A 22,752-nucleotide genomic window follows, 5' to 3' on the forward strand; every position below is an offset into this window, starting at 1 on the left:
TTTTGATTCAATCAAAAGGTTTAAATGAACAATTAAATTGTTGTGGGATTAATTTCAGATTCGATTGGATTTGTATCTTCAGTTTTAACTTCCACTTTTGGACTAGTTTTTTTAGAGCGAATAGGAAAGTAGATTTCTGTTTTCCATTGGGACGGGTATTTACTTTCAGATTTACCAATACTAAATACTTCTAAATGAGAAAAATCGGAATCTATGGTAATTATTTTTTGGTTTATGTACGCATTGGTTTTTTTCAACGCTTCTTTAATATGCGAGTAGTCACCGTATAAAGTAGTTTTAATAGCTTTAAATGGAGCTAACTCATCGGCCAAAATATCGCTTCCATCGCTTGTCATTATAGCTTGTTTGATTGGAACGCATAGAGAGATTTTAGCTAGACCATTTTTTGTATCGTAGGTGTGGTAGATAATAAATGGTTTTCCATTTCGCTCTATCTGATTTTGATCGCAAAAAGCAATTAATTTTGGAAAAACAATTTTTGAGTTTTTTAAAACGGTATTGATTTTACAAGTAAATGTTTGTTTCAAATAGGGAGTACCTTTCTTTTGTACTACTCCTTTAATATTGATCTTGTAGGTATTGATTTCATAGTCTAGATTTTTATCTAGATTAACTAAGCTTTTTTCAAATAGATTCCCAATAATTTTTCCAGCACCTCCATTAAGTGCATTGTAAATCTTGTATGAAAAGCTCATTTCACCTTCTGATTTTAAAGTTACTTTAGTTCCACCTAAAGTGTCTTTGAATACCCAAGTAATATAAAATTCAGAACCTTCAATATTCATTTTTTGATCAATACGGGAGTTTTCTTGGAATGAATTGGTTTCGACCCATCCACTATTTTCAGTTCCAATCCATGAATATTGAGCATTTTGACTGATTGACTTTTTTGAAAAACGGGACTGAACACTTTTTTCTCCGTCAATAAATACCATAAAATCTTCCCAGTTTTGAAAGTCATTGACATAACCAAACGCATTTGCCCTTGTAGTTTTAATTAATTTACTTTTTTCTACTTTAAACGTTCCTTTTTGGGTAGCAATAAATACAGAAAAAGAGATAAAGCTTAGAATTAGTAATAGGAATATGTATTTTAAGATTTTCATTTTGGGAATACTAATGGGTTACTAACGTAAAGTTAGCTATTTAAATCTAATTATAAGCAGGAATACTGATAAACTAGCGCTTGAAGAAAATCTTAATTACAAACAGTAAAACGATGAAAAGAGCAAATCCTAAAAGTATCTTATAATTTCCTTTATAGAATAACTGGTGTAGTTTTGCATCTTTTTTATAGGCAAAAAACATTGCAATTAAAAAGGCAAAAAAGAAAATAATTCCAAAGATTAATTGTCCGGTGCTAAACATAGTGTAAAATTTTAAAGCAAATTTAGTCAATTGTTCAGGAATAGTTATTAATTTTCGAAATCATTTAAAGATTAAAATCATGCAAAAACAAATTAACGCAGTCAAAGAATTCCATACGGCTTTTAGAATAGGTCATAGTGAATTTCCAATTGCTGATTTGGGTGAAACCAAAAAACAGCTTCGATATAATTTAATGAAAGAAGAAAATGAGGAATATCTTGAAGCGGTATTAAATAACGATTTGGTTGAAATTGCCGATGCCCTAGGAGACATGTTGTATATTCTTTGTGGCACCATCATTGAACACGGGTTGCAGCATAAAATAGAAGCTGTTTTTGATGAAATTCAGCGCTCCAATATGAGTAAGTTAGGAGAAGATGGAAATCCAATTTATCGCGAAGATGGAAAAGTAATGAAAGGTCCCAATTATTTTAAACCGGACTTTTCTAAAATCATAATGGAATAATTGAAATTTTGATTAAAAAAAAGCGATTTTCTGATGAAAATCGCTTTTTAAAAAATTATACTTTGAAAGTCCAACCAAAATGATCTTCACTTACTTTGTGTTGAATATTGGTTAACTCTTCTTTTAGTTGTAACGACCAAGGATTTTCATTTTTTGGCAATTCATAATAGGTGTCTTTGTATGAAAAACCGCTAATTGGACTAATAACAGCCGCAGTTCCTGCGCCAAATATTTCTTGAAGAGATCCGTTTTTGGCTGCTTCAACTAGTTCGTCCACTAAAACAGATCTAATTTCTACATCCATTCCATTTCTTTTAGCTAAATCCAACAAAGATTTTCTAGTTACACCATCTAAAATTCGTTCACTTACGGGAGCAGTTATTAATGTATTGTTAATTCGGAAAAAAACATTCATCGTTCCGGCTTCTTCTAACTTAGTATGTGTAGCATCATCCGTCCAAATAATTTGTTGAAATCCTTCTTTGTTAGCTAAATTGGTAGGGTAAAACTGTCCGGCATAATTTCCTGCAGCTTTAGCATAACCAATACCACCATTCGCAGCTCTACTGAAATGTTCTGCAATTATAACTTTAACCTCTCCTGCATAATAGGATTTTACTGGAGACATTATAATCATGAATTTATAATTATTCGACGGGTTAGCAATAACCCCGGTACCTGTTCCTATCATAAAAGGTCTAATGTACATAGAGTGGTTTTTTCCTTTTTGAAGCCAATCTCTATCAATGCGTAATAGCTCAACTAAACCGTTCATATACACTTCTTCAGGAACTTCTGGCATAGCCATTCTTTCTGCAGATTTATTAAATCGTTTGAAGTTTTCTTCTGGACGAAATAACCAAATGTCATTGTTTTCATCTTTGTATCCTTTCATACCTTCAAAAATGGCTTGTCCGTAATGAAATACTTTTAACGAAGGATCAACTAAGAAAGGGGCATAGGGCTTGATTGTTGGAGTTTGCCATTCGCCATTTATAAAGTCACATTCAAATAAATGATCTGTAAAAATTGCGCCGAAGCTTAAATTTTCAAAATCAACATCTTTAATTTTTGTGCTAGTTGCTTTTATTATTTCCATTTTAGGCTTGATTAGTTTTATGTAATTAAATGTTTTTAAGCAAAATAAACTGTTGCAAAATTAAAAAAAAATCATCACGAAACTTATGAAATAAACAGAAATAGTGTCAAATAACTGAGATTTATACATTTTTAAATTTAATCCTATATTTTCAGACGATTTGTTAATTATACACTAACAAAATTCCGATTTCTAATGCGTACACCTTAAGTTTTTAACTTAAATTCGTGAAATAATGAATTTAAATTTAAATAGTACCTTTTGGAGAGAGAAATAATTAGAACTAAAGACGGCTCAACTACCATACATATTAAAGATTGGGATGAATGTTATCATTCCAAACATGGTGCTATTCAAGAAGCACAACATGTATTTATTAAGAATGGACTTGCTTTATATCAAAATCAATCAGTTTCAATTCTTGAAATTGGCTTTGGGACAGGTCTGAATGCATTTATTACCTATCTCGAATCTAAAAAGTTAGATTTGGAAATTAACTATGTCGGAGTAGAGGCATATCCTGTAAGTATTTCTGAATTAAGTGCTATGAATTATGTTTCAGAATTGAATGCGGATGATAAGAATGCGATTTTTAATTTATTTCATGAATCAAACTGGGAGGAAAAGGTAGTGATTGATCCTTTTTTTACCATTACTAAAAGACAACAGTTTTTTGAAGAAATTACTGATTGTGAACAATACGATTTAATTTATTTTGACGCTTTTGGTTACAGAGTTCAACCCGACTTATGGAGTACTTCTATATTTAAAAAAATGCATACAGCATTGCGACCGGGAGGAAAATTAGTAACCTATGCAGCACGAGGTGTAGTAAAAAGAAGTATGATAGAAGTAGGTTTTACTGTAGAAAAACTTCCGGGACCTCCAGGGAAGAGAGAAATGTTCAGGGCTACTAAGTATAAGTGATAGTTAATAATGACTTAAAACAAAGTTAAAACTCATTTGAAATTGAAAGTTGTGATTTATATTTACACTATACTAAAATGAATGTTTAACCCAAATTGAATTCATTATGACCAAAGTTATGCTTGACTACACAAAATCAATTTTAGAAAGAGTGAGTTTTGACCCAGCACTTTTTTATAAAGAATTGCAAAAAGCTATTCGCTCCTTACTTCCTTATGAAATGGAGCAACTTAAAGTATGGTTGTTAAATTTCACAAAAGAAAAACCAGAATTAAAACCTTGTTTAGAGGTAATCAAATAAAAAAAAGGAGAATTTCTGCCTTTTTATTTTTTTTGTAGCGGACTAATTATTTCAACATTTTGAAATGTAATAGCTCCTTTTATGACTCCAGAGATGGTTGTACGTAATGCATCGATGATGTGTATTTTTAATTCACTTTTTGGATAAATTAAACTCACTTCTCTAGCTGGTTTGGGCTCTTTAAAATGACGTAATTTTAACTTGTCTGCATCTTTTAAATCCAAGGTATGTAAGTATGGTAATAGAGTAGTACCTAATCCTTCGTCTGCTAATTTTATTAAAGTTTCAAAACTTCCACTTTCGATTTGAAAATGATTAATGTCATTTTTGCTGTTATTTTTACATAGATTAAGTATCCCATCTCTAAAACAATGTCCGTCTTGTAGTAAAAGAATTTCATCTATATTCAAATCTGCAACTTCAATTTCTTGTTTATTAAAATGATGATGTTGTTCAGGGATATAAGCCACAAATGGCTCAAAGTACAACACAATTTCTTTAATTTTTTCTTCTTGTAGAGGTGTAGCAGCAATAGCGGCATCTAAATGTCCGTTATTTAATTTAGTGATAATTTCGTCAGTATTTAATTCCTCAATTATTAATTTAACTTTGGGATATTTTTTGATAAAATTATTTAAGAACATAGGTAACAACGTAGGCATAATCGTTGGAATTATTCCTAATCTAAATTCACCCCCAATAAATCCTTTTTGTTGTTCAACGATATCTTGAATTCTGTCAGCCTCATTCACAATATTCTTAGCTTGTGATACTATTTTAAGACCAATATCTGTCAATTGAATCGGTTTTTTTGTACGGTCAAAAATTTGAATGCTAAGTTCTTCTTCAATTTTTTGAATTTGCATACTTAGTGTTGGCTGAGTTACAAAACATTTATCTGCTGCTACTGTAAAATTCTTGTATTCGGCAACAGCCAGTACGTATTTCAATTGAGTGATTGTCATTATAATAGTATTTATTTATGCAAATATAAAAACAATAAGTTTGTCTTATATAACGTTTTCTAATAATTTTAAAAAAATGTAGAATTGTTATCTAATGAAAATGAATTTTTAAAAGTCAACCAAAAAGTTGCGTTCTATTTTACATAGTATTATAGATGACGGACAAATAGATAGGCATTCCTATAGTAATATTTACTGGAAATGTTACTGCTAAAGCCATTGGTAAATACAAACCAGGATTAGCTTTAGGAACAGTAATTTTCATTGTTGCTGGAACAGCTATGTAAGAAGCACTCGCAGCAAGTATTGCAAAAATAAATCGATTGGTAATTTCATCAGTGACAAAGGAACTTAGCACAGCAAAAAGGCATCCATTGAGGATTGGAATCACAATTGCAAAAACGAATGGAAACCATCCACAGTTAAAGAATGATTTTAATTTTTTACCGCTAGAAATTCCCATATCTAGAAGAAAAATAGCTAAAAATCCTTTAAACAAATCATTAGTAAAAGGCTTTATTCCCTCAGCTTGTTTAGCATCAGCAAAGAAGCCAATAATTAAACTTCCTAAAATTAATAGCACACTTCCATTAGTAAGTGAATGCTTTAAAATTGACTTCTGATTAATTTTTTTCTTTTCTGAATTGTCATAATTTGATATTAGCAATAGTCCAATGATTATTGCTGGGGATTCCATTAAAGCCATTATTGCAACCATATGGCCGTGTAGCTCCAATTGATGTGCCTCAAGATATGACACTGCAGTTACAAAAGTCACTGCACTAACCGAACCGTAAGCCGCCGCAATAGCTCCTGCGTCAAATACATTTAATTTACGTTTTAATATAAAAAAGGTGTAACACGGTATGAAAGCTGAAATTCCGATTCCAAAAAGCATGGACCAAATAATTTCACTAGTAAATTCTTCATGCGAAAGTTCTTGCCCCCCTTTAAATCCAATTGCAAAAAGTAAGTAGAGTGATATAAATTTTGATGAGTTCTCTGGAATTTCCAAATCACTTTTTAAGTAAACGGCAATAATTCCTAGTACAAAGAAAAGAAGGGCTGGATTTGTGAGGTTTTCAATCAGTAAATTTGTGTTCATTATTTTAATTAGTTTAATATGTTATCGAATTTTATCGAATTTTAATCTGATTCCGTTTTTGATCTCATTGAATTTTCCATTGGAATAGACAACCTGACCATTGACAATTGTAGATATTATTTTGCTCTTGAATATTTGATTTTCAAATGGCGACCAATCACACTTGTACAAAATAGAATTTGGTGTAACCTGCCATGGATTATTCAAATCGACTAACACTAAGTCAGCGTAGTAGCCTTCTCTAATATAGCCTCGCTCTTTTACTTTATATATTTCGGCTACATTGTGAGCTGTTTTAGCCGCTATCATCTCTAACGACATTTTGTTTTCATGGTAAAATTCAAGTAAAGCAGGTAAGGCGTGCTGAACTAGTGGTCCGCCCGACATCGCTTCAAAATAATTTCCACTTTTTTCTTCCAAAGTATGTGGCGCATGATCGGTAGCAATTATATCTATCTTTCCACTATGTAATGCATTGAATAACCCAATTTGATTGCTTTCGGACTTAATTGATGGATTCCATTTAATTTTTGCGCCAAGATTATCGTAATCTTTATCTGAAAACCATAAATGATGGACACAAGCTTCTGCAGTAATTCGTTTTTTATGTAATGGTATTGAATTTTCAAACAACTCAGTTTCTGCACTTGTCGAAATGTGAAAAAGATGCAATCGATTATCGTACTTTTTTGCTATATCAATTACATTTTTTGTTGTTTCATAACAAGCTTCTTCACTTCGAATTAAGGAATGGTATTTAAAAGGAATGTCATTGTTAAATTGTTGTCTGTAAAGCGCTGTGTTGTTTTTAATAATGGCATCATTTTCACTGTGCAAAGCAATTAATGTATTTGAATTAGCAAATATTTTCTCAATATAGTCAGGGTAATTTGCTATTATTCCATCCTCTTTAGAAAAATATAAACCGTCATCAGTAACTCCACAAACATTTTCTGTATCAGTTTTTAAAGTTTTTTCCCAATTGTCTTTGGTTAATCCCATAAAAAAAGAATAGTTTGCCAATGAGCTTTTAGAAGCTAACGCATATTTTTCTTCAAGTAGTTCATTGGTGAGTGTATTTGGCACCGTATTAGGCATATCCATAAAGGATGTAATTCCTCCCGCTACAGCTGCCCTAGATTCTGAGAAAATGGTTGCTTTATGTGTTAATCCAGGTTCTCTAAAATGAACTTGGTCGTCAATAAAACCTGGAAGTACATACAGACCTTCTGCGTTAATTTCTTCATATAAATGTCCAGCATCTAAAGAAATCGAATGGTCAATTTTCTCTATTCTTTCATTGTTGATTAAGATATCCTTTGTTACAATTGTACCTTCATTTACAATTTTGGCGTTTCTAATAATTAGTCTCATGATTCTGCAACTGCTCTGTTTAATCGATCGTTAATTGATTTCCCTAAATTGATGTTTGGTAATTTTTCAATCAAAAGGATGTCTAATTGAAGAGAATCCATTTCATGTAAATACGCATATAAGTTTTTTGAAGCTTCCATAAAATCTCCAGTTGGGGATAAAACATATTGAGTTATAGGTCTATCTGTTTCTATTTTATGTTGAAATTGAAGCACACCTATTTTTTCAGTACCAAATGATTCCAATTCTTTGCGACTATCGTCTACCAGAAATGATTTGGTTGACGGTGCGTAGTGTCTTGTGAACATTCCAGGAGCACTTGGGGCAGTATTATCTTTAGTCACAATTGTAAGAGGTCCAGTGATTTTTTCAATTTCTTCTATGGCGATTGAACCATGTCGGTAAAGTATAGCTTCATTGTTATCAAAACCAATAATAGTAGATTCAATTCCATTACTACAACTTCCCCCCTCTAAAATGATATCAATTTGATCGTTAAAATATTGAAATACATGGTTAGTATTTGTTGGACTAATTGAACCAAATGGATTTGCGCTTGGAGCAGCAAGTGGATAATTTAAATTTTCAAGTAAATTGAGTGTCACTTTATGGTTTGGAACTCTTACTGCTACGGTATCTTTCCCAGAACTGATAAGATTGGAAATTGTTTTTTGTTTTTTTAAAACAAGTGTTAAAGGTCCTGGCCAAAAGTGACTTGCGAGTTTTTCTGCAATAGGAGGGACTTCTCTTGCAACACTAGCTAACTGATCTATTGACTTAATGTGTACAATTAATGGGTTATTATTCGGTCTTTTTTTAATTTCAAAAATAGAATTTACGGCATTGTCATCATAAATATTGGCCGCTAATCCATATACAGTTTCAGTCGGTATAGCAATTACTTGCCCTTTGTTTAAAGCGGCTACAGCTTTTTGAATATCTTTAGTGATTAGTGTCATAAATAGTTAAGGATTGCAATAGTCACAATACATTGGATCTTCTGATTTTTTATTATTTGGGTACATTTTTTCTAATGAGTAGTTGCATTTTTTGCAGCAATACAATAGACTAAGTATGGATTGAGTTGCAGAATTACATTGGCTACAAGCTAACCCTCTTTTTACACTAGCAACATCAAATCCCGGACAAGCGCATTGAGGACATTCATTCTTAATTTTATCAACCAGTTTTCGAGTAGTTTTTTCAATTACATTCATTCTAGTTGGATTGTAATTGGCTCTCATATCAGTTTCAACATAAGCCTTGCCAAATTCTTGTTTTAGATTTTCAAATGTTTCAATAAGTTCATCCTCGTTTGTAATTCCTTTGTATATTTTTTCCCATTTTTCCTTATCAGATTTTAAAATTAATCCATGCGATGGAAAATGAACCCGTTTGGCAAATTCTAGTAATTCGTCTTTTTCTGAAACAAATTGAGCATTGAAATTAGTATCTGTTACTAATTCACTAGCCGTAATTTCTAAATTGTTTTTTAAATCAATTAATATTAAAAACTCCTCATTGCCAGGTAAAAAAAATACTGAAGGATGAGCTCCAAAAGAGCCTTCACTTGCTATAGCTAGATCAACATTATGAAGATCCATAGCTTGTAAACATTTTTTTTTGAGAGTAGTGATTACGTCATCCTTTCTATCGATTTCCCCACTAAAAGTCCCCAAACTATCGGTATCGAAAAGTGTGTTGATTTCACTAATTACTCCTAACTCACTTTCAATTATAGGAGAAATTACTTTCTCTTTTTTATGTTTTGTTGCAATAAGTAGTTTACGACCTTGAAACATTCTTATTTAAATTTTACTTCGAAATGACAATTGAGTTCAACACTTAAGTTTTTTGAATTCGCTTCAGTCAATAATTGATTTATTTTAGTCTTAATTTCATTCAATTGTTCAATTCTAATTTTAGAATGTGAACTATCAGAATTGAATCGAATACTATTACTAAAATCTTCTAAATTGTGAAAGTTAATTTTACTATTTATCAATGAATTAATTACTGTTTTGGCTTCTTCAGGATTGAAATTTCCATTTACTAATTCAAATTCAAATTCATTTTCCATTAGTTAAAGTTTAATTTTTAAGATTTTTAATAAGTAGGTTGCAATAAGCAAGGATGTTCCAAGAATACTAATTGACCATAAAGAAAATTCAAACAGAATGTTTGTAATTAACCCAATTATTAAAACGAAAAGGATTAATAAATAGGTAAATTTTGAGTTTGTTATCAAATAGTTTAAAATAATTTTTTTAATTTTTGAAACAATATTTTTCATCAATTCCTATTTTTGACAAATTTCCTTTTTTTTATGTATATATTTTTATTTATATTTGTTATAAAACTTATAAATTAATCTTATGAATTATACTCTACATCAATTAAAAGTTTTTTTGAAAGTTTCAAAAACTAGAAGTATTACTAAGGCTGCAGAGGAGTTAAATCTTTCTCAACCGGCGGTATCCATTCAATTAAAAAATTTACAAGATCAATTTGAGATACCTTTAACAGAAGTTATTGGTAGACAGCTTTATATAACTGATTTTGGAAAAGAAATTGCAATTGCTGTTGAGCAAATCGTAAATGAGGTTAATAAAATTAATTATAAGTCACTGGCATATAAAGGGATTATGTCTGGTGTTTTAAAAATTTCAGTTGTTTCTACCGGTAAGTACGTAATGCCATTTTATTTATCTGATTTTATGAATGCCAATAAAGGGATTGAATTAGAAATGGATGTAACAAATAAAACAAAAGTAATTACAGCTCTAAAGAATAATGAAATCGATTTTGCATTAGTGTCTAGCATTCCAGATGATATCAATTTAGAATTTGAATCCTTAATGGAAAATAAATTATTTCTTGTTGGGGGAAAGCAAATACGATATAGTGATGAGTTTAAGATGAAAACTCTTCTTCAAGACATTCCATTAATTTTTAGAGAAGAGGGTTCGGCTACTAGATTGTATATGGAAGAATACATTAAAAATAAAGGGTTAGTTGTAAAAAGCAAACTCCAACTCACATCAAATGAAGCTGTAAAACAAGCAGTAATATCCGGTTTAGGAGTTTCCATTATGCCTTTGATTGGGTTGAAGAATGAGCTAGAAAGAGGTGACATAAAAATAATTCAGTTTGAAGATTTACCTATGATTTCTAATTGGAAATTAATATGGCTAAAGGATAAAAAAATGAGCCCTGTAGCACAAGCTTATCTAACTTATTTACAAGCAGAAAAATTAAGAATTAATGAAAGTGTTTTTTCTTGGATTAATAATTACTAGTCCTCTAAATTTTCATTAAATGACGAAGGAAGCATTGTTGGAATAAATTTAATCAGCAATGGCAATAGTAAACTTCCTCCTGGTAAAAGAAATATAGTTAGCGATGGAATAGTTTTACAAACATCAAGAATTTGTTTTTTTATCTTCTTTTTCTCCTTTTCGTCTAAATCTCTTGTGGTTGAAATAGCTATAAGCATCATTAATTCTTTACTTTGAACAATTTCTTTTACCAATCTAGTTTTGTTTCTAGCAAGTAATGTGAGGACACTTTGAGTAGTATGCTCGTAAAAATGCTTTACAGGATTAGAATAATTAAAGTATGGGATATTTTTCTTGTGCTTAGAAATGAATTGATTTGTTTTGAGAACACTTTGATCTACAAATTCTTCTGATATTGAGAGTTTTGCAGCTAATTCCTTTAAAAAGAATAACTCATTGGAATCTAATACGCCGTCATTCCACATTGCCATACCCGCAATATCAATTAAATATTTTTTTTCAAGTTCATCGGTAAAGTACTCTAGTTGAAAACTATCTAGATTTAATTTGGTTGGAGCAGAAAATTTGCTGTAGCGAATTGATGCTTCAAAAAGTTTGATCAGCAAGTCATCATATTGAGATTTATCTGATTTCACCTTTAATGCCAAAGTCACAATATTCACAATGGTTTCTTCAATTCTTTTGAGATATTTTTCAGGTATATTGCCGTGAATTAAAAATTGACGAAATCCTAAAACATCAATAAATAAAAGTGCATTTGTAACTAAGTGAGAGAAATTTTTGATGATACTATTCTCATTAGTTTGCACTCTTTCATCAATGAATTTTTCAAGTGTTAGCGAAGGACTATTTTTCGGAAGTAACTTTTTGAATAAGTTAAAACCTTCAGGATGCATTTCGTTGTAATATGATACAGTTTTCTCAATGAATTCAGACCAGTTTAACGTATCATTAGTTAATAAATATACTTCCAAAAGCGAGTTGAATAACGCTACTTTTGAAACCTCTTCTTTAAACCAACCTTGAATTGGAATAGGAGTGTTGGTATGAAGTGCAATGATATGACCGTAGATAAAACCCGATGTTTGTAGGGATTCATAAAATGAACTACTATCGGAAACCAATTCCATTTCTGAAATTTTTTGTTCGCTATAAAATTTAGCAATCCATCCTGGAACTGAAGGGTTAATCATTAATGCAAATTAAAATACAAAGCTATGTTTTTTTCTTGTTCCAAAGATGAAATAAAAAATAAAAAACCGTTTTGTATCAATTCACAAAACGGTTTTATATACGATTTACAAATGCAACTATTTTATTATAGCTGAGCAAGCTATTCGTGCTCCAGAATTTCCTGTAGGTTGTGATACAAAATCATCTTTGTCTTTATGAACAATAAGACTCTTGCCTGTAACATCTTTAGTTGGATCATCACAACCAATACACCACTCATCAGTAGTTAAAGTTATTGTTCCATTTCCATTTTCATCAGCTGTAAAGTTACCTATATCTCCTTTGTGGTATTCTCCTTCGGCCCATTTTCCATGCTTTTTAAAAGTAGGATTCCAATGTCCACCTGCCGAACTACCATCTGCTGCTGAACAATCTGATTTTTCATGGATGTGTATTGCATGAACACCTGGCTGTAATCCTGAAAGTTTAGCTTCAAAAGTAACTTTACCTTTATTTTCAATAAAAGTTGCAGTTCCCGTTACATTACTATTGCTTTTAGCTTCAAAATTTAATCGCAATTGTTTGGTGTTTTTCGACACTGTTTTGCAACCAATAATTACAACGATAATTAAGACAATTGAAAAGATTATTTTTTTCATGATTTTTATTTATTGCATAAAGTTACACATAAAATTATAATTTAAGTTAAATAATTTAAAAATCAAAAACCGCTCTGAATTAAATCAGAAGCGGTTTTCAAAACAAATTAAATTCAAACTAAAAACTATCTTTATGCTTAGTAACAGTAAGTGTTTTCTGAAACTAATTTTGAAGTAATTACTTCTCTTAGCGCTACTACATTTGGCATATTAGTATATTTAGTAAAACGACGTAGCCCCATTAACATCATTCGTTGTTCATCTCCTTCAGCAAAAGATACAATACCTTCTTTTCCTTTTTGAGTTACAATATCAACAGCTTGATATAAGTATAATCTAGCCATTGCTATTTGTTCTTGAACATTAGCTTCGCCTTGTTTTTTTGCTAATTTTTCAGTTCTCAAAACTGTACTTTCAGCCATGTAAATTTCAATTAGCATATCAGCGGCAGCCATCAATAATTGTTGGTGTGCTTCTAAATCAGTTCCAAATTTCTGAATAGCACCACCCGCAACCATTAAGAATGCTTTTTTCAATTTACCAATCATTTCTTTTTCTTCTGAAAATAATTCAGAATAATCTGGTGTGTCAAAAGAAGGAATACCCATTAACTCTTCTTGCACTTTCATTGCAGGGCCTAATAAATCTACCTGACCTTTCATGGCTTTTTTGATTAGCATACCCACAGCAAGCATTCTGTTGATTTCGTTAGTTCCTTCATAAATACGTGCAATACGAGCATCTCTCCAAGCCGATTCCATTGGAGTATCTTCAGAGAATCCCATTCCGCCATATACTTGAATACCTTCATCAGCACAATTTTGTACGTCTTCTGAAACGGCTACTTTTAAGATAGAACATTCAATGGCAAACTCTTCAACTCCTTTTAATTCAGCTTCTTGGTGTGAAATACCTTCCGCTTCACGAAGTTTGATTCGAGTTTCAATATCTTGCGCTGCACGATAAGTTGCACTTTCTCCCGCATAAGTAGAGGTAGCCATTTCAGCTAATTTAGCACGAATAGCACCAAAACTTGAAATCGGAGTGTTAAATTGAACTCTTTCATTAGCATAGTTTACTGCATTTGAAACTACTCGGCGTTGTGCATCCAAACATGCAGCCGCTAATTTAATACGACCAACATTCAAAGCGTTCATAGCAATTTTAAACCCGTTTCCTCTTTCAGATAACATGTTTTCAACTGGCACTTTCGTTTCGTTAAAGAATACCTGACGAGTTGATGAAGCACGAATTCCTAATTTATGTTCTTCTTCTCCAAAAGAAATTCCATTGTCAGCTGTGTTTTCTAGGATGAAACCAGTAATGTTTTTATCGTCTTCAATTCTTGCAAAAACGATAAAAAGTGAACAAAAACCAGCATTAGAAATCCACATTTTTTGTCCTGTGATTTTGTAATGTGTTCCATCTTCAGACAAAACCGCTTTTGTTTTACCTGAATTGGCGTCACTTCCTGCTCCTGGTTCAGTTAAACAATAGGCTCCAAACCATTCGCCAGAAGCTAATTTCGGAACGTATTTTTGCTTTTGTTCTTCTGTTCCATATAAAGTAATTGGCATAGTTCCAATTCCTGTATGCGCACCAAAAGCTGTTGAAAACGAACCCGTTGCTCCCGAAATATAATCGCAAACTAAACAAGTATCTACAAATCCCATTCCCATTCCGCCATACGATTCAGGAACTGCAATACTTAAGAAACCCATTTCCCCTGCTTTACGCATAGTTTCTTCGGTTAAAGCATAATCTTTCTTTTCAAAACGATCTTTGAACGGCCAAATTTCTTTGTCTACAAATTCTTTAACCGAATCACGCATCATGATTTGCTCCTCAGAAAAATCTTCTGGTGTGAATATATTTTCACATTTAGTTTCTTTTACAAGGAATTGTCCTCCTCTAGTAATATCTTCCATAATTTATTTTTTTACTGTTGTTTGATAAATCAATATTGTTTAATTATAAAATTTCGTAGATACCTGCTGAACCTTGACCAGTTCCAACACACATACTTACAATACCGTATTTGCTACCTCGATTTTTCATTTCATCAAATAATTGCACCGATAATTTAGCTCCAGTACAACCTAGTGGGTGACCTAAAGCAATAGCGCCACCATTCACGTTTACGATGTCTGGGTTCAAACCTAATTCGCGAACAACTGCTAATGATTGAGATGCAAAAGCTTCGTTTAGCTCGATTAAGTCAATATCGTTTAATGTCAATCCTGCTTGTTTCAACGCTTTCGGGATTGCTTTTACAGGTCCAATACCCATAATTCTTGGTTCTACACCAGCTGAGGCATAATTGACTAATCGTGCAATTGGAGTAATGCCTAATTCTTTAACCATTTCTTCACTCATTACCAAAACAAAGGCAGCACCATCACTCATTTGAGATGAGTTTCCAGCAGTTACACTTCCATCAGCAGAAAAAACAGGTTTTAATTTACCTAAAGCAGCAATGTTGGTGTCGGCTCTTGGCCCTTCATCTTTCGATACGGTATAGGTTTTAGTTTCTTTTTTACCGTTTTCGTTTATAAATGTTTGTTCTACAGTAATAGGAACTATTTGTTTATCAAATTTACCTTCAGCTTGAGCTTTCAAAGCTTTTTGGTGAGAGTTGAAAGCAAATTCATCTTGGTCCTCACGAGATACATTGTATTGTTTTGCAACAGCTTCAGCGGTCAAACCCATTCCCCAATAGTAATCCTCGTTTCCTGCCGCAGCGACACCGTAATCAGGAGTAGGTTTGTAACCTCCCATTGGAATAAAGGACATACTTTCTGCTCCACCTGCAATAATGCAATGCGCCATTCCACTTTGAATTTTAGCAGTTGCCATTCCGATTGTTTCTAATCCTGAGGCACAATATCTATTTACAGTTACACCAGGAACATCAGTAACTTTCAATCCCATTAACGAAATTAATCTACCTACGTTTAATCCTTGTTCTGCTTCCGGCATGGCATTACCTACCATCACGTCGTCAATACGAGTTTTGTCAAAATCAGGCAACTCATTCATCATAAATTGGATGGTTTCTGCAGCCAATTCATCAGGTCTTTTAAATCTAAACACGCCTTTTGGAGCCTTGCCCACTGCGGTTCTGTATGCTTTTACAATATATGCTGTTTTCATCTTTTATTTTTTTGGTACACAGATAGAATTTCAATCAGTGTGGATTAAGAAAATTAATTACGTAATGGTTTCCCTTTAGTTAACATAAATTGGATTCTTTCCAATGTTTTTCTCTCAGTACATAAACTTAAGAAAGCCTCACGTTCAATATCCAATAAGTATTGCTCGCTTACCAAGGTTGGTTCTGATAAATCACCACCAGCCATCACATAAGCTAATTTATTGGCAATTTTTCTATCATGTTCTGAAATGTATTTACCTGCTTGCATTTGATCTGTTCCTACTAAAAACATTCCTAACGCTTGCTTTCCAAGTACTTTTACGTCTTTTCGTTGCATTGGTTGCGTATAGCCTTGTTCTGCCATTTGAAGTGCCACTTGTTTAGCCACTGCAATTTGTCGGTCTTTATTGACTACAACTATATCTTTTCCTTTTTGTAATACACCCATATCAAAGGCTTCATAAGCAGATGTTGCTACTTTTGCCATTCCGACTGTTAAGAAATATTCTTGCAATACATTCAATTCAACATCATTTTTGTGAAATAAATCCGAAGCACGCAATGCCATTTCTTTAGAACCACCTCCACCAGGAATAACACCTACTCCGAATTCTACTAAACCAATATAAGTTTCTGCCGCAGCAACTACTCGGTCGGCGTGCATAGTCATTTCACATCCACCTCCTAATGTCATTCCGTGTGGAGCGACAATTACAGGAGCTGCAGAGTAACGTACACGCATCATAGTATCTTGAAACATTTTAATAGCCATGTTCAACTCGTCGTATTCTTGCTCTACTGCCATCATAAAAATCATTCCGATATTGGCACCTACAGAGAAATTCGCGCCTTGATTTCCAATAACCAAACCGTTGTATTCTTTTTCGGCTAAATCAATGGCTTTGTTGATAGCTTGTAGCACATCACCACCAATGGTATTCATTTTAGATTGGAATTCAAGATTCAAAATTCCGTCACCCAAATGCTGAATTACAGCACCACTATTACTCCAAACTTTTTTACTTTCTCTTATATTATCTAAAATAATGAAAGCATCTTGTCCAGGAACTTTTGTTGCTGATTTTGATGGAATGTTGTAATAATAAGTAGCCCCTTCTTTTACAGTATAAAAACTTGTATTTCCTGACGCAATCATTTCGTTAACCCATGCTGCTGGTTCATATCCTTCTGCCTTCATCAATTCGATTCCTTTTGCAACGCCAATCGCATCCCAAATTTCGAATGGTCCATTTTCCCATCCAAAACCAGCTTTCATAGCATCATCAATTTTATAGAAATCATCTGAAATCTCCGGAATTCTATTGGAACAATAGGCGAACATGGCAGCGAAATTTTTTCTGTAAAATTCACCAGCTTTATCTTTTCCTTTAACTAAAACCTTGAAACGGTCGATTGGTTTATCAATCGTTTTGGTTAATTCTAAAGTAGCAAAAGATGCTCTTTTCGAAGCTCTGTACTCTAATGTATTTAAGTCTAAAGATAAAATCTCTTTACCTTCTTTTTTGTAAAAACCTTGACCTGTTTTACTCCCTAACCATTTGTTTTTCATCATTTTGGAAATAAAATCGGGAAGTTGAAATAAGTGGTGAGCTTCGTCGTTTGGACAGTTTTCATAGATACCATTTGCTACATGAACTAATGTATCTAATCCAACCACATCTACTGTTCTAAAAGTTGCTGATTTTGGTCGTCCAATAACAGGGCCAGTTAATTTATCTACTTCTTCAATAGTCAATCCCATTTCTTTTACTAAATGAAATAGACTTTGGATTCCAAAAATTCCGATTCGGTTTCCAATAAAAGCTGGAGTATCTTTAGCAACAACCGAAGTTTTTCCTAAAAACTTAGAACCATATTCAGTCAAGAAATCCAATACTTCAGGATTGGTTTTTGGACCAGGAATGATTTCGAATAATTTTAAGTAACGTGCCGGATTAAAAAAGTGCGTTCCACAGAAATGTACTTGAAAATCTTCAGAACGTCCTTCGCTCATAAAATGAATTGGAATTCCAGAAGTGTTAGAGGTTACCAAAGTACCTGGTTTTCTGTACTTATCAATTTGTTCAAAGACTAGTTTTTTAATATCTAAACGTTCAACAACCACTTCAATAATCCAATCATAAGAAGCAATTTTAGACATGTCGTCTGAAGTATTTCCAGTCGTGATTCGGTTCGCAAATTTTGTATGATAAATAGGAGAGGGCTTTGATTTTAAAGCATTCGCTAAATGGTCATTTACTATTCGATTACGAACAACTTTATTTTCTAAAGTAAGTCCCTTTTTTTCTTCAGCTTCTGTTAATGTATTTGGGACAATGTCTAGAAGAAGGACTTCTAATCCAATGTTAGCCAAATGACATGCAATCCCAGAACCCATTATTCCAGAACCTACTACTGCTACTTTTTTAATGATTCGTTTCATTGTTTATTGTATCCGTTTGATTAAAAATTCTTTTGTTTTGAATTAACTCATTAATAATTTCTGTAACCTCTTTAAAATGATTTAATTTCTCTTCAGTTACATATTCTTTTACTGCTTCATTAAATTTTAATACTGTACTTTTAGAAAGTTCTCTTTTTTCCTTTCCAAGTTTAGTAAGGTATATTAAAACACCTCTTCCATCATCAGGATTTTTTTTCCGAATTAACAAACCCTTATCCTCCATAGACTTTAAAGTTCTTGTTAAGCTCGTGGCCTCCATTCCCATTTTTGGACCAAGAGTGGTTGATGGTGTTCCTTTATCTTTATCTATACTTAACAATACAAATCCTGTTGCCATTGTTGCTTCATATTTTGAAGCTTCTTCATTATACATTCTAGAAACCGCTTGCCAAGTGGCTCTTAATAAGTAATCAATTGTTTTATCTTTCATTTTAAACTATATCGATTTCAAATATAAATAAAAATACTATGCGTGCATAATAAATTTATTATTTTTTTTCAAAAAAAAATCCCCTGTCGTTTTGAACAGGGGATTGAATAATAAAAAATAGATTCTTAATTGTATATTTTTTGAAATAAATCGGAATACTTTTCCATCACAATTTTTCGTTTAAGTTTTAGCGTTGGAGTTAAATGTCCTCCATCTATTGACCAAACATCTGGTGTAAGTTCAAAACGTTTGATTTTTTCCCAATTTCCAAATTTCTCATTCAATTTATCGACTTCTTCTTGAATGCGCTCAATTACTTTTTCATTAGTAACAATTTCTTCATTTGAGTTTCCAATACTTATTTGATGCATTTTAGCCCATTCTTTAATGAAATCAAAACTTGGTTGAATTATTGCTCCTGGCATTTTTTGACCTTCACCAACAACCATTATTTGTTCAATAAATCGGGACTGTTTCATCGTATTCTCTATAATCTGAGGAGCAATATATTTACCTCCAGAAGTTTTGAACATTTCCTTTTTTCTGTCTGTGATTTTTAAGAATCCTTCAGCATCAATTTCCCCGATGTCTCCTGTATGAAAATAATTTTTACTAATAACTTCAGCTGTAAGTTCTTCGTTTTTGTAGTACCCCATCATTACATTCGGGCCTTTGCAAAGAACTTCGCCATCTTTAGCAATTTTGATTTTTACTCCTTCAATTACTTTACCAACTGTACCTACTTTAAACCCAAAATTCCTCATATCGTTTACGGTAATAACAGGAGATGTTTCTGTTAAACCATAACCTTCCATAACAGGTATTTGAGCCGCAGCAAATACTCTTGCTAATCTAGGTTGTAATGCTGCACTTCCAGAAACCATTAGATCTAGATTACCACCTAATCCTTCTTTCCATTTGCTGAAAATCAATTTACGAGCTATTTTAAGTTGGAATTCGTACCACCAACCGTTTGCTCCGTATGGCTCATATCGTAAGCCAAGTTCAATTGCCCAAAAGAATAATTTCTTTTTAATTCCAGTTAATTGAGTTCCTTTTGCATATATACTGTCATACACTTTTTCTAAAAGTCTAGGAACAGCCGACATTACGTTAGGTTGTACTTCTTTGATATTATCACTGATTTTTTCTATAGACTCTCCAAAATAAATAGATACACCATAATATTGGTATAAATATAAAATCATTCTTTCAAAAATATGACAAACCGGTAAAAAGCTTAATGCGCGACTATTTCCTTTTTCAAAAGGAATTCTAGGTGCACTGCTGATTACGTTTGAAACAATATTTTTATGAGAAAGCATCACCCCTTTAGGCTTTCCAGTTGTTCCAGAAGTGTAAATTATAGTCGCTAAATCTCCTGGCTTAACCTTATTTTTGCAATTTTCTACATCACTTTGATTACTTTCATCTTTTCCTAATTCCAATAATTCAGTCCAGTTTTTACAACCTTCTATACTATTAAAAGAATAAACTTCTTTTAAAGAACTTACATTCTTTTTAATAGCATTGACTTTTTTTAATACCTCCTCATCAGAAACAAAACAATATATTGATTCTGAATGATTTAAAATGTATTCATAATCTTCTTCAGAAATTGTTGGATAGATTGGAATGGTTTGGGCACCAGTTTGGAGTATGCCAATATCCATTACATTCCATTCGGTTCTATTGTTGGTTGATATGATAGCAATTTTATCGTTTTTTTGAACTCCAATTTTCAACAAAGCGCGAGAGATAGCGTTAGCTTTACTAATATACTCTTCAGTAGATGTCTTTATCCATTCTCCACCTTGTTTGGTTACCAAAGAATCTGAAATATTAAAATTTTCTTTTTGGTAATACGGAAAATCAAAAAGCCTAGTAATTGTTATCATATTAAAAATTTTTATGCAATTTAATTAATTTATAATGTAATATCAAAATTTATTTTTAGCTGTATTGGTAAATAGGAAATGATTATTTTTGGCACTTACTTAATTTTTAGAGTTAAAATGAAACGATTACCAAGATATAGCGAATATAAAGTAGTAGCATACAGAATTGTGCTAATCTATTTTTTTTATTTTTTATCTCGACTTTTATTTTACTTCTACAATAAAAATTTAATTCAAATTGATGGAATTGGTGATGTCGCATCAATGTGTTTTTATGGATTGGCTTTTGATACTGCTGCCATCCTATATTTAAATATGCTTTTTATTGTATTTTCAATACTTCCACTCCGAATTAATCACACCAAAAAGTACCAATCGTTTTTATTTTATTTGTATTTCATACCCAATTTATTTGGCTACGCTACTAACTTCATTGATTTCATTTATTATCGATTTAATTTTGGGCGTTCTACTATTGCAGCACTAGATTCTTTAAAAAACGAAAGTAATAAGACTATATTATTTGTTAATTTTTTAATGAATTACTGGCATGTTTTTGTATTGTTTGTATTGATTTCATTTTTTTGGGTGTATTTGTATAGGAAAGTAACAATTTCTGAAGTTCAGCATCATTCAGGAAAGGTTTATTTCGGAAGTTCTCTTATCAGTTTCTTACTAACTAGTACATTAATAATTGGAGGTATTCGTGGTGATTTCAAAAAAAGTACACGTCCAATCAATATGATTGATGCCAGTCGTAATGTTAAAAATTCTTCTCAGGCAGATGTTGTGCTAAACACCCCATTCGCATTAATTAGAACTATGTTTAGTAATAATTTCAAGAAAGTGAATTTTGTTAATTCAATTACAATTGACTCATTGGTTCAGCCCATAAAACAATACAAAAACAATCCAAAATCAAAACCCAACGTGGTTATATTTATTTTGGAAAGTAATGCTAAAGAGTATTTTGGTTCTTTTAATAAAGATATGAAAATTCCTAATTTCAAGGGCTATACGCCTTTTGTAGATTCTTTGGCACAACATAGTATGATATATACAAATGCGTATGCCAATGGTTATAAATCCATACATGCAATGTCTTCTGTTTTAGCTGGGATTCCTTCATTTAAAGATGCATTCACATCATCTCCGTATCCAAAACAAAAAACAGAGTCCTTAGTTTCTACATTAAAAAGTGAAGGATACGCTACTTCTTTTTTTCATGGTGCACCTAATGGTTCGATGGGATTTTTAGGCTATGCCAACATTTTAGGATTTGATCATTATTATGGTAAAAACGAATATAATAATGATGCAGATTTTGATGGCGTTTGGGGAATTTGGGACGAACCCTTTTTCCAATACTTTAATACTACTATTAGCAAAGAAAAACAGCCCTTTATGGCTACACTATTTTCAGTTAGTTCTCACGAACCGTATCAAGTTCCAGATAAATACAAAGGGAAATTTCCCAAAGGGGATGTTAATATTCATCAATGTATTGGCTACACCGATTATGCTTTGAAACAATTTTTTGCTTCTGCTAAAAAAGAAGCATGGTTTAAGAATACAATTTTTGTTTTTGTAGGTGATCATGGTAATACTATTTATTACGACGAATACAAGAAAGAAATGAATAAGAATGCGGTAGCTATGATGATATATAAACCTAATTCTGATTTGGTAGGGGAGAGTAAAGAATATGCTCAGCAAATCGATTTGTATCCTACTATTTTAGACTTGATGGGTTACAATAAGCCATTTAGAAGTTGGGGCAGAAGTTTGGTAGGAGATAAGAAAATACAACCCTTTGTAATTCGTTATTCTTCTAATTTGTACCAATTCATGAGTGGTAATTACATCTGCACATTTGACGGTACTAAAGTGGTTGGCTTTTATGATAAAAAAGATAAAGACTTAAAATACAATTTAATTGCTAAAAGAAATGCCGAAATGGATCTAATTGAATTAAAATGTAAAGCTTATATACAAGATTATATGGCGAGAATAATGGATAAAAAATTAGCGCAGCATTAGAATTCTTAA

Annotated in this window: 20 protein-coding genes; 5 read left to right on the plus strand and 15 right to left on the minus strand. The window is 32.1% G+C overall.

Translation table 11 applies throughout. From position 1 onward, the window contains the following. Positions 1-32: 32 nt before the first annotated feature. Complete coding sequence (locus LPC23_RS06540; RefSeq protein ID WP_229328996.1) at positions 33-1,127, minus strand: transcriptional regulator; 1,095 nt, start codon at positions 1,125-1,127, stop codon at positions 33-35. 341 nt (positions 1,128-1,468) lie between these two features. On the opposite strand from LPC23_RS06540, the gene LPC23_RS06550 reads away from it, so the two are divergent. After that, positions 1,469-1,855 carry a nucleoside triphosphate pyrophosphohydrolase family protein gene (locus LPC23_RS06550; protein ID WP_229323795.1) on the plus strand — a complete coding sequence of 129 codons (387 nt, stop codon included), beginning with the start codon at positions 1,469-1,471 and terminating at the stop codon, positions 1,853-1,855. 55 nt (positions 1,856-1,910) lie between these two features. On the opposite strand, the gene LPC23_RS06555 is transcribed toward LPC23_RS06550, so the two are convergent. Continuing rightward, positions 1,911-2,954 (minus strand): branched-chain amino acid aminotransferase, encoded by a 1,044-nt coding sequence (locus tag LPC23_RS06555; protein WP_229323797.1) that lies wholly within the window; start codon positions 2,952-2,954, stop codon positions 1,911-1,913. Positions 2,955-3,215: 261 nt separating this feature from the next. On the opposite strand from LPC23_RS06555, the gene mnmC2 reads away from it, so the two are divergent. Beyond that, positions 3,216-3,881 (plus strand): tRNA (5-methylaminomethyl-2-thiouridine)(34)-methyltransferase MnmC2, encoded by a 666-nt coding sequence (gene mnmC2 / locus LPC23_RS06560; RefSeq protein WP_229323799.1) that lies wholly within the window; start codon positions 3,216-3,218, stop codon positions 3,879-3,881. A 106-nt stretch (positions 3,882-3,987) separates the two neighbouring features. After that, positions 3,988-4,182 carry a hypothetical protein gene (locus LPC23_RS06565; RefSeq protein ID WP_229323801.1) on the plus strand — a complete coding sequence of 65 codons (195 nt, stop codon included), beginning with the start codon at positions 3,988-3,990 and terminating at the stop codon, positions 4,180-4,182. Positions 4,183-4,205: 23 nt separating this feature from the next. Here LPC23_RS06565 and LPC23_RS06570 read toward each other — a convergent pair whose 3' ends face one another. The 6 genes from LPC23_RS06570 to LPC23_RS06595 form a co-directional block, all read right to left on the minus strand. Further along, positions 4,206-5,147, minus strand: a complete 942-nt coding sequence (locus tag LPC23_RS06570) for a LysR substrate-binding domain-containing protein (RefSeq protein WP_229323803.1) — start codon at positions 5,145-5,147, stop codon at positions 4,206-4,208. Positions 5,148-5,286: 139 nt separating this feature from the next. Continuing rightward, positions 5,287-6,252 (minus strand): sodium-dependent bicarbonate transport family permease, encoded by a 966-nt coding sequence (locus LPC23_RS06575; protein WP_229323805.1) that lies wholly within the window; start codon positions 6,250-6,252, stop codon positions 5,287-5,289. Between the two features lie 21 nt (positions 6,253-6,273). After that, positions 6,274-7,626 (minus strand): dihydroorotase, encoded by a 1,353-nt coding sequence (locus tag LPC23_RS06580; RefSeq protein WP_229328997.1) that lies wholly within the window; start codon positions 7,624-7,626, stop codon positions 6,274-6,276. Further along, positions 7,623-8,585, minus strand: coding sequence for an L-threonylcarbamoyladenylate synthase (locus LPC23_RS06585; RefSeq protein WP_229328998.1), 963 nt, complete (start codon positions 8,583-8,585; stop codon positions 7,623-7,625). Before LPC23_RS06585 ends, LPC23_RS06580 begins: the two co-directional genes overlap by 4 nt. A gap of 6 nt (positions 8,586-8,591) precedes the next feature. Further along, positions 8,592-9,428 (minus strand): DUF6671 family protein, encoded by an 837-nt coding sequence (locus tag LPC23_RS06590; protein ID WP_229328999.1) that lies wholly within the window; start codon positions 9,426-9,428, stop codon positions 8,592-8,594. A 2-nt stretch (positions 9,429-9,430) separates the two neighbouring features. Beyond that, entirely contained in the window at positions 9,431-9,706 is a 276-nt protein-coding gene (locus LPC23_RS06595; RefSeq protein ID WP_229329000.1) for a hypothetical protein, read from the minus strand. 295 nt (positions 9,707-10,001) lie between these two features. On the opposite strand from LPC23_RS06595, the gene LPC23_RS06600 reads away from it, so the two are divergent. Beyond that, the gene (locus LPC23_RS06600; RefSeq protein ID WP_229323816.1) at positions 10,002-10,925 is read left to right on the plus strand and encodes a LysR family transcriptional regulator; all 924 of its coding nucleotides are present in this window, start codon (positions 10,002-10,004) and stop codon (positions 10,923-10,925) included. On the opposite strand, the gene LPC23_RS06605 is transcribed toward LPC23_RS06600, so the two are convergent. From LPC23_RS06605 to LPC23_RS06635, 7 genes are all read right to left on the minus strand, one after another. Beyond that, positions 10,922-12,118, minus strand: coding sequence for an LETM1-related biofilm-associated protein (locus LPC23_RS06605; RefSeq protein WP_229329001.1), 1,197 nt, complete (start codon positions 12,116-12,118; stop codon positions 10,922-10,924). The two genes, LPC23_RS06600 and LPC23_RS06605, sit on opposite strands and share 4 nt — an antisense overlap. 117 nt (positions 12,119-12,235) lie before the next feature. Beyond that, on the minus strand, positions 12,236-12,757 hold the full coding sequence (locus LPC23_RS06610; RefSeq protein WP_229329004.1) for a superoxide dismutase family protein: 522 nt from the start codon (positions 12,755-12,757) through the stop codon (positions 12,236-12,238). Positions 12,758-12,894: 137 nt separating this feature from the next. Further along, positions 12,895-14,685 (minus strand): acyl-CoA dehydrogenase family protein, encoded by a 1,791-nt coding sequence (locus tag LPC23_RS06615; protein ID WP_229329005.1) that lies wholly within the window; start codon positions 14,683-14,685, stop codon positions 12,895-12,897. Between the two features lie 43 nt (positions 14,686-14,728). Next, entirely contained in the window at positions 14,729-15,910 is a 1,182-nt protein-coding gene (locus LPC23_RS06620; RefSeq protein ID WP_229329007.1) for an acetyl-CoA C-acyltransferase, read from the minus strand. 53 nt (positions 15,911-15,963) lie between these two features. Next, entirely contained in the window at positions 15,964-18,354 is a 2,391-nt protein-coding gene (locus tag LPC23_RS06625; protein ID WP_229329009.1) for a 3-hydroxyacyl-CoA dehydrogenase/enoyl-CoA hydratase family protein, read from the minus strand. Then, positions 18,338-18,805 (minus strand): MarR family winged helix-turn-helix transcriptional regulator, encoded by a 468-nt coding sequence (locus tag LPC23_RS06630; protein ID WP_229329011.1) that lies wholly within the window; start codon positions 18,803-18,805, stop codon positions 18,338-18,340. Before LPC23_RS06630 ends, LPC23_RS06625 begins: the two co-directional genes overlap by 17 nt. Before the next feature lie 125 nt (positions 18,806-18,930). Beyond that, the gene (locus LPC23_RS06635) at positions 18,931-20,703 is read right to left on the minus strand and encodes an AMP-dependent synthetase/ligase (RefSeq protein ID WP_229329013.1); all 1,773 of its coding nucleotides are present in this window, start codon (positions 20,701-20,703) and stop codon (positions 18,931-18,933) included. A gap of 117 nt (positions 20,704-20,820) precedes the next feature. Between LPC23_RS06635 and LPC23_RS06640 the strand changes: the two genes are divergently transcribed. Beyond that, a complete protein-coding gene (locus LPC23_RS06640; RefSeq protein ID WP_229329015.1) occupies positions 20,821-22,743 on the plus strand; it encodes an LTA synthase family protein in 1,923 nt (640 codons plus the stop codon). Positions 22,744-22,752 lie beyond the last annotated feature (9 nt).

This window comes from Flavobacterium ammonificans, from assembly GCF_020885975.1.
Classification (GTDB): domain Bacteria; phylum Bacteroidota; class Bacteroidia; order Flavobacteriales; family Flavobacteriaceae; genus Flavobacterium; species Flavobacterium ammonificans.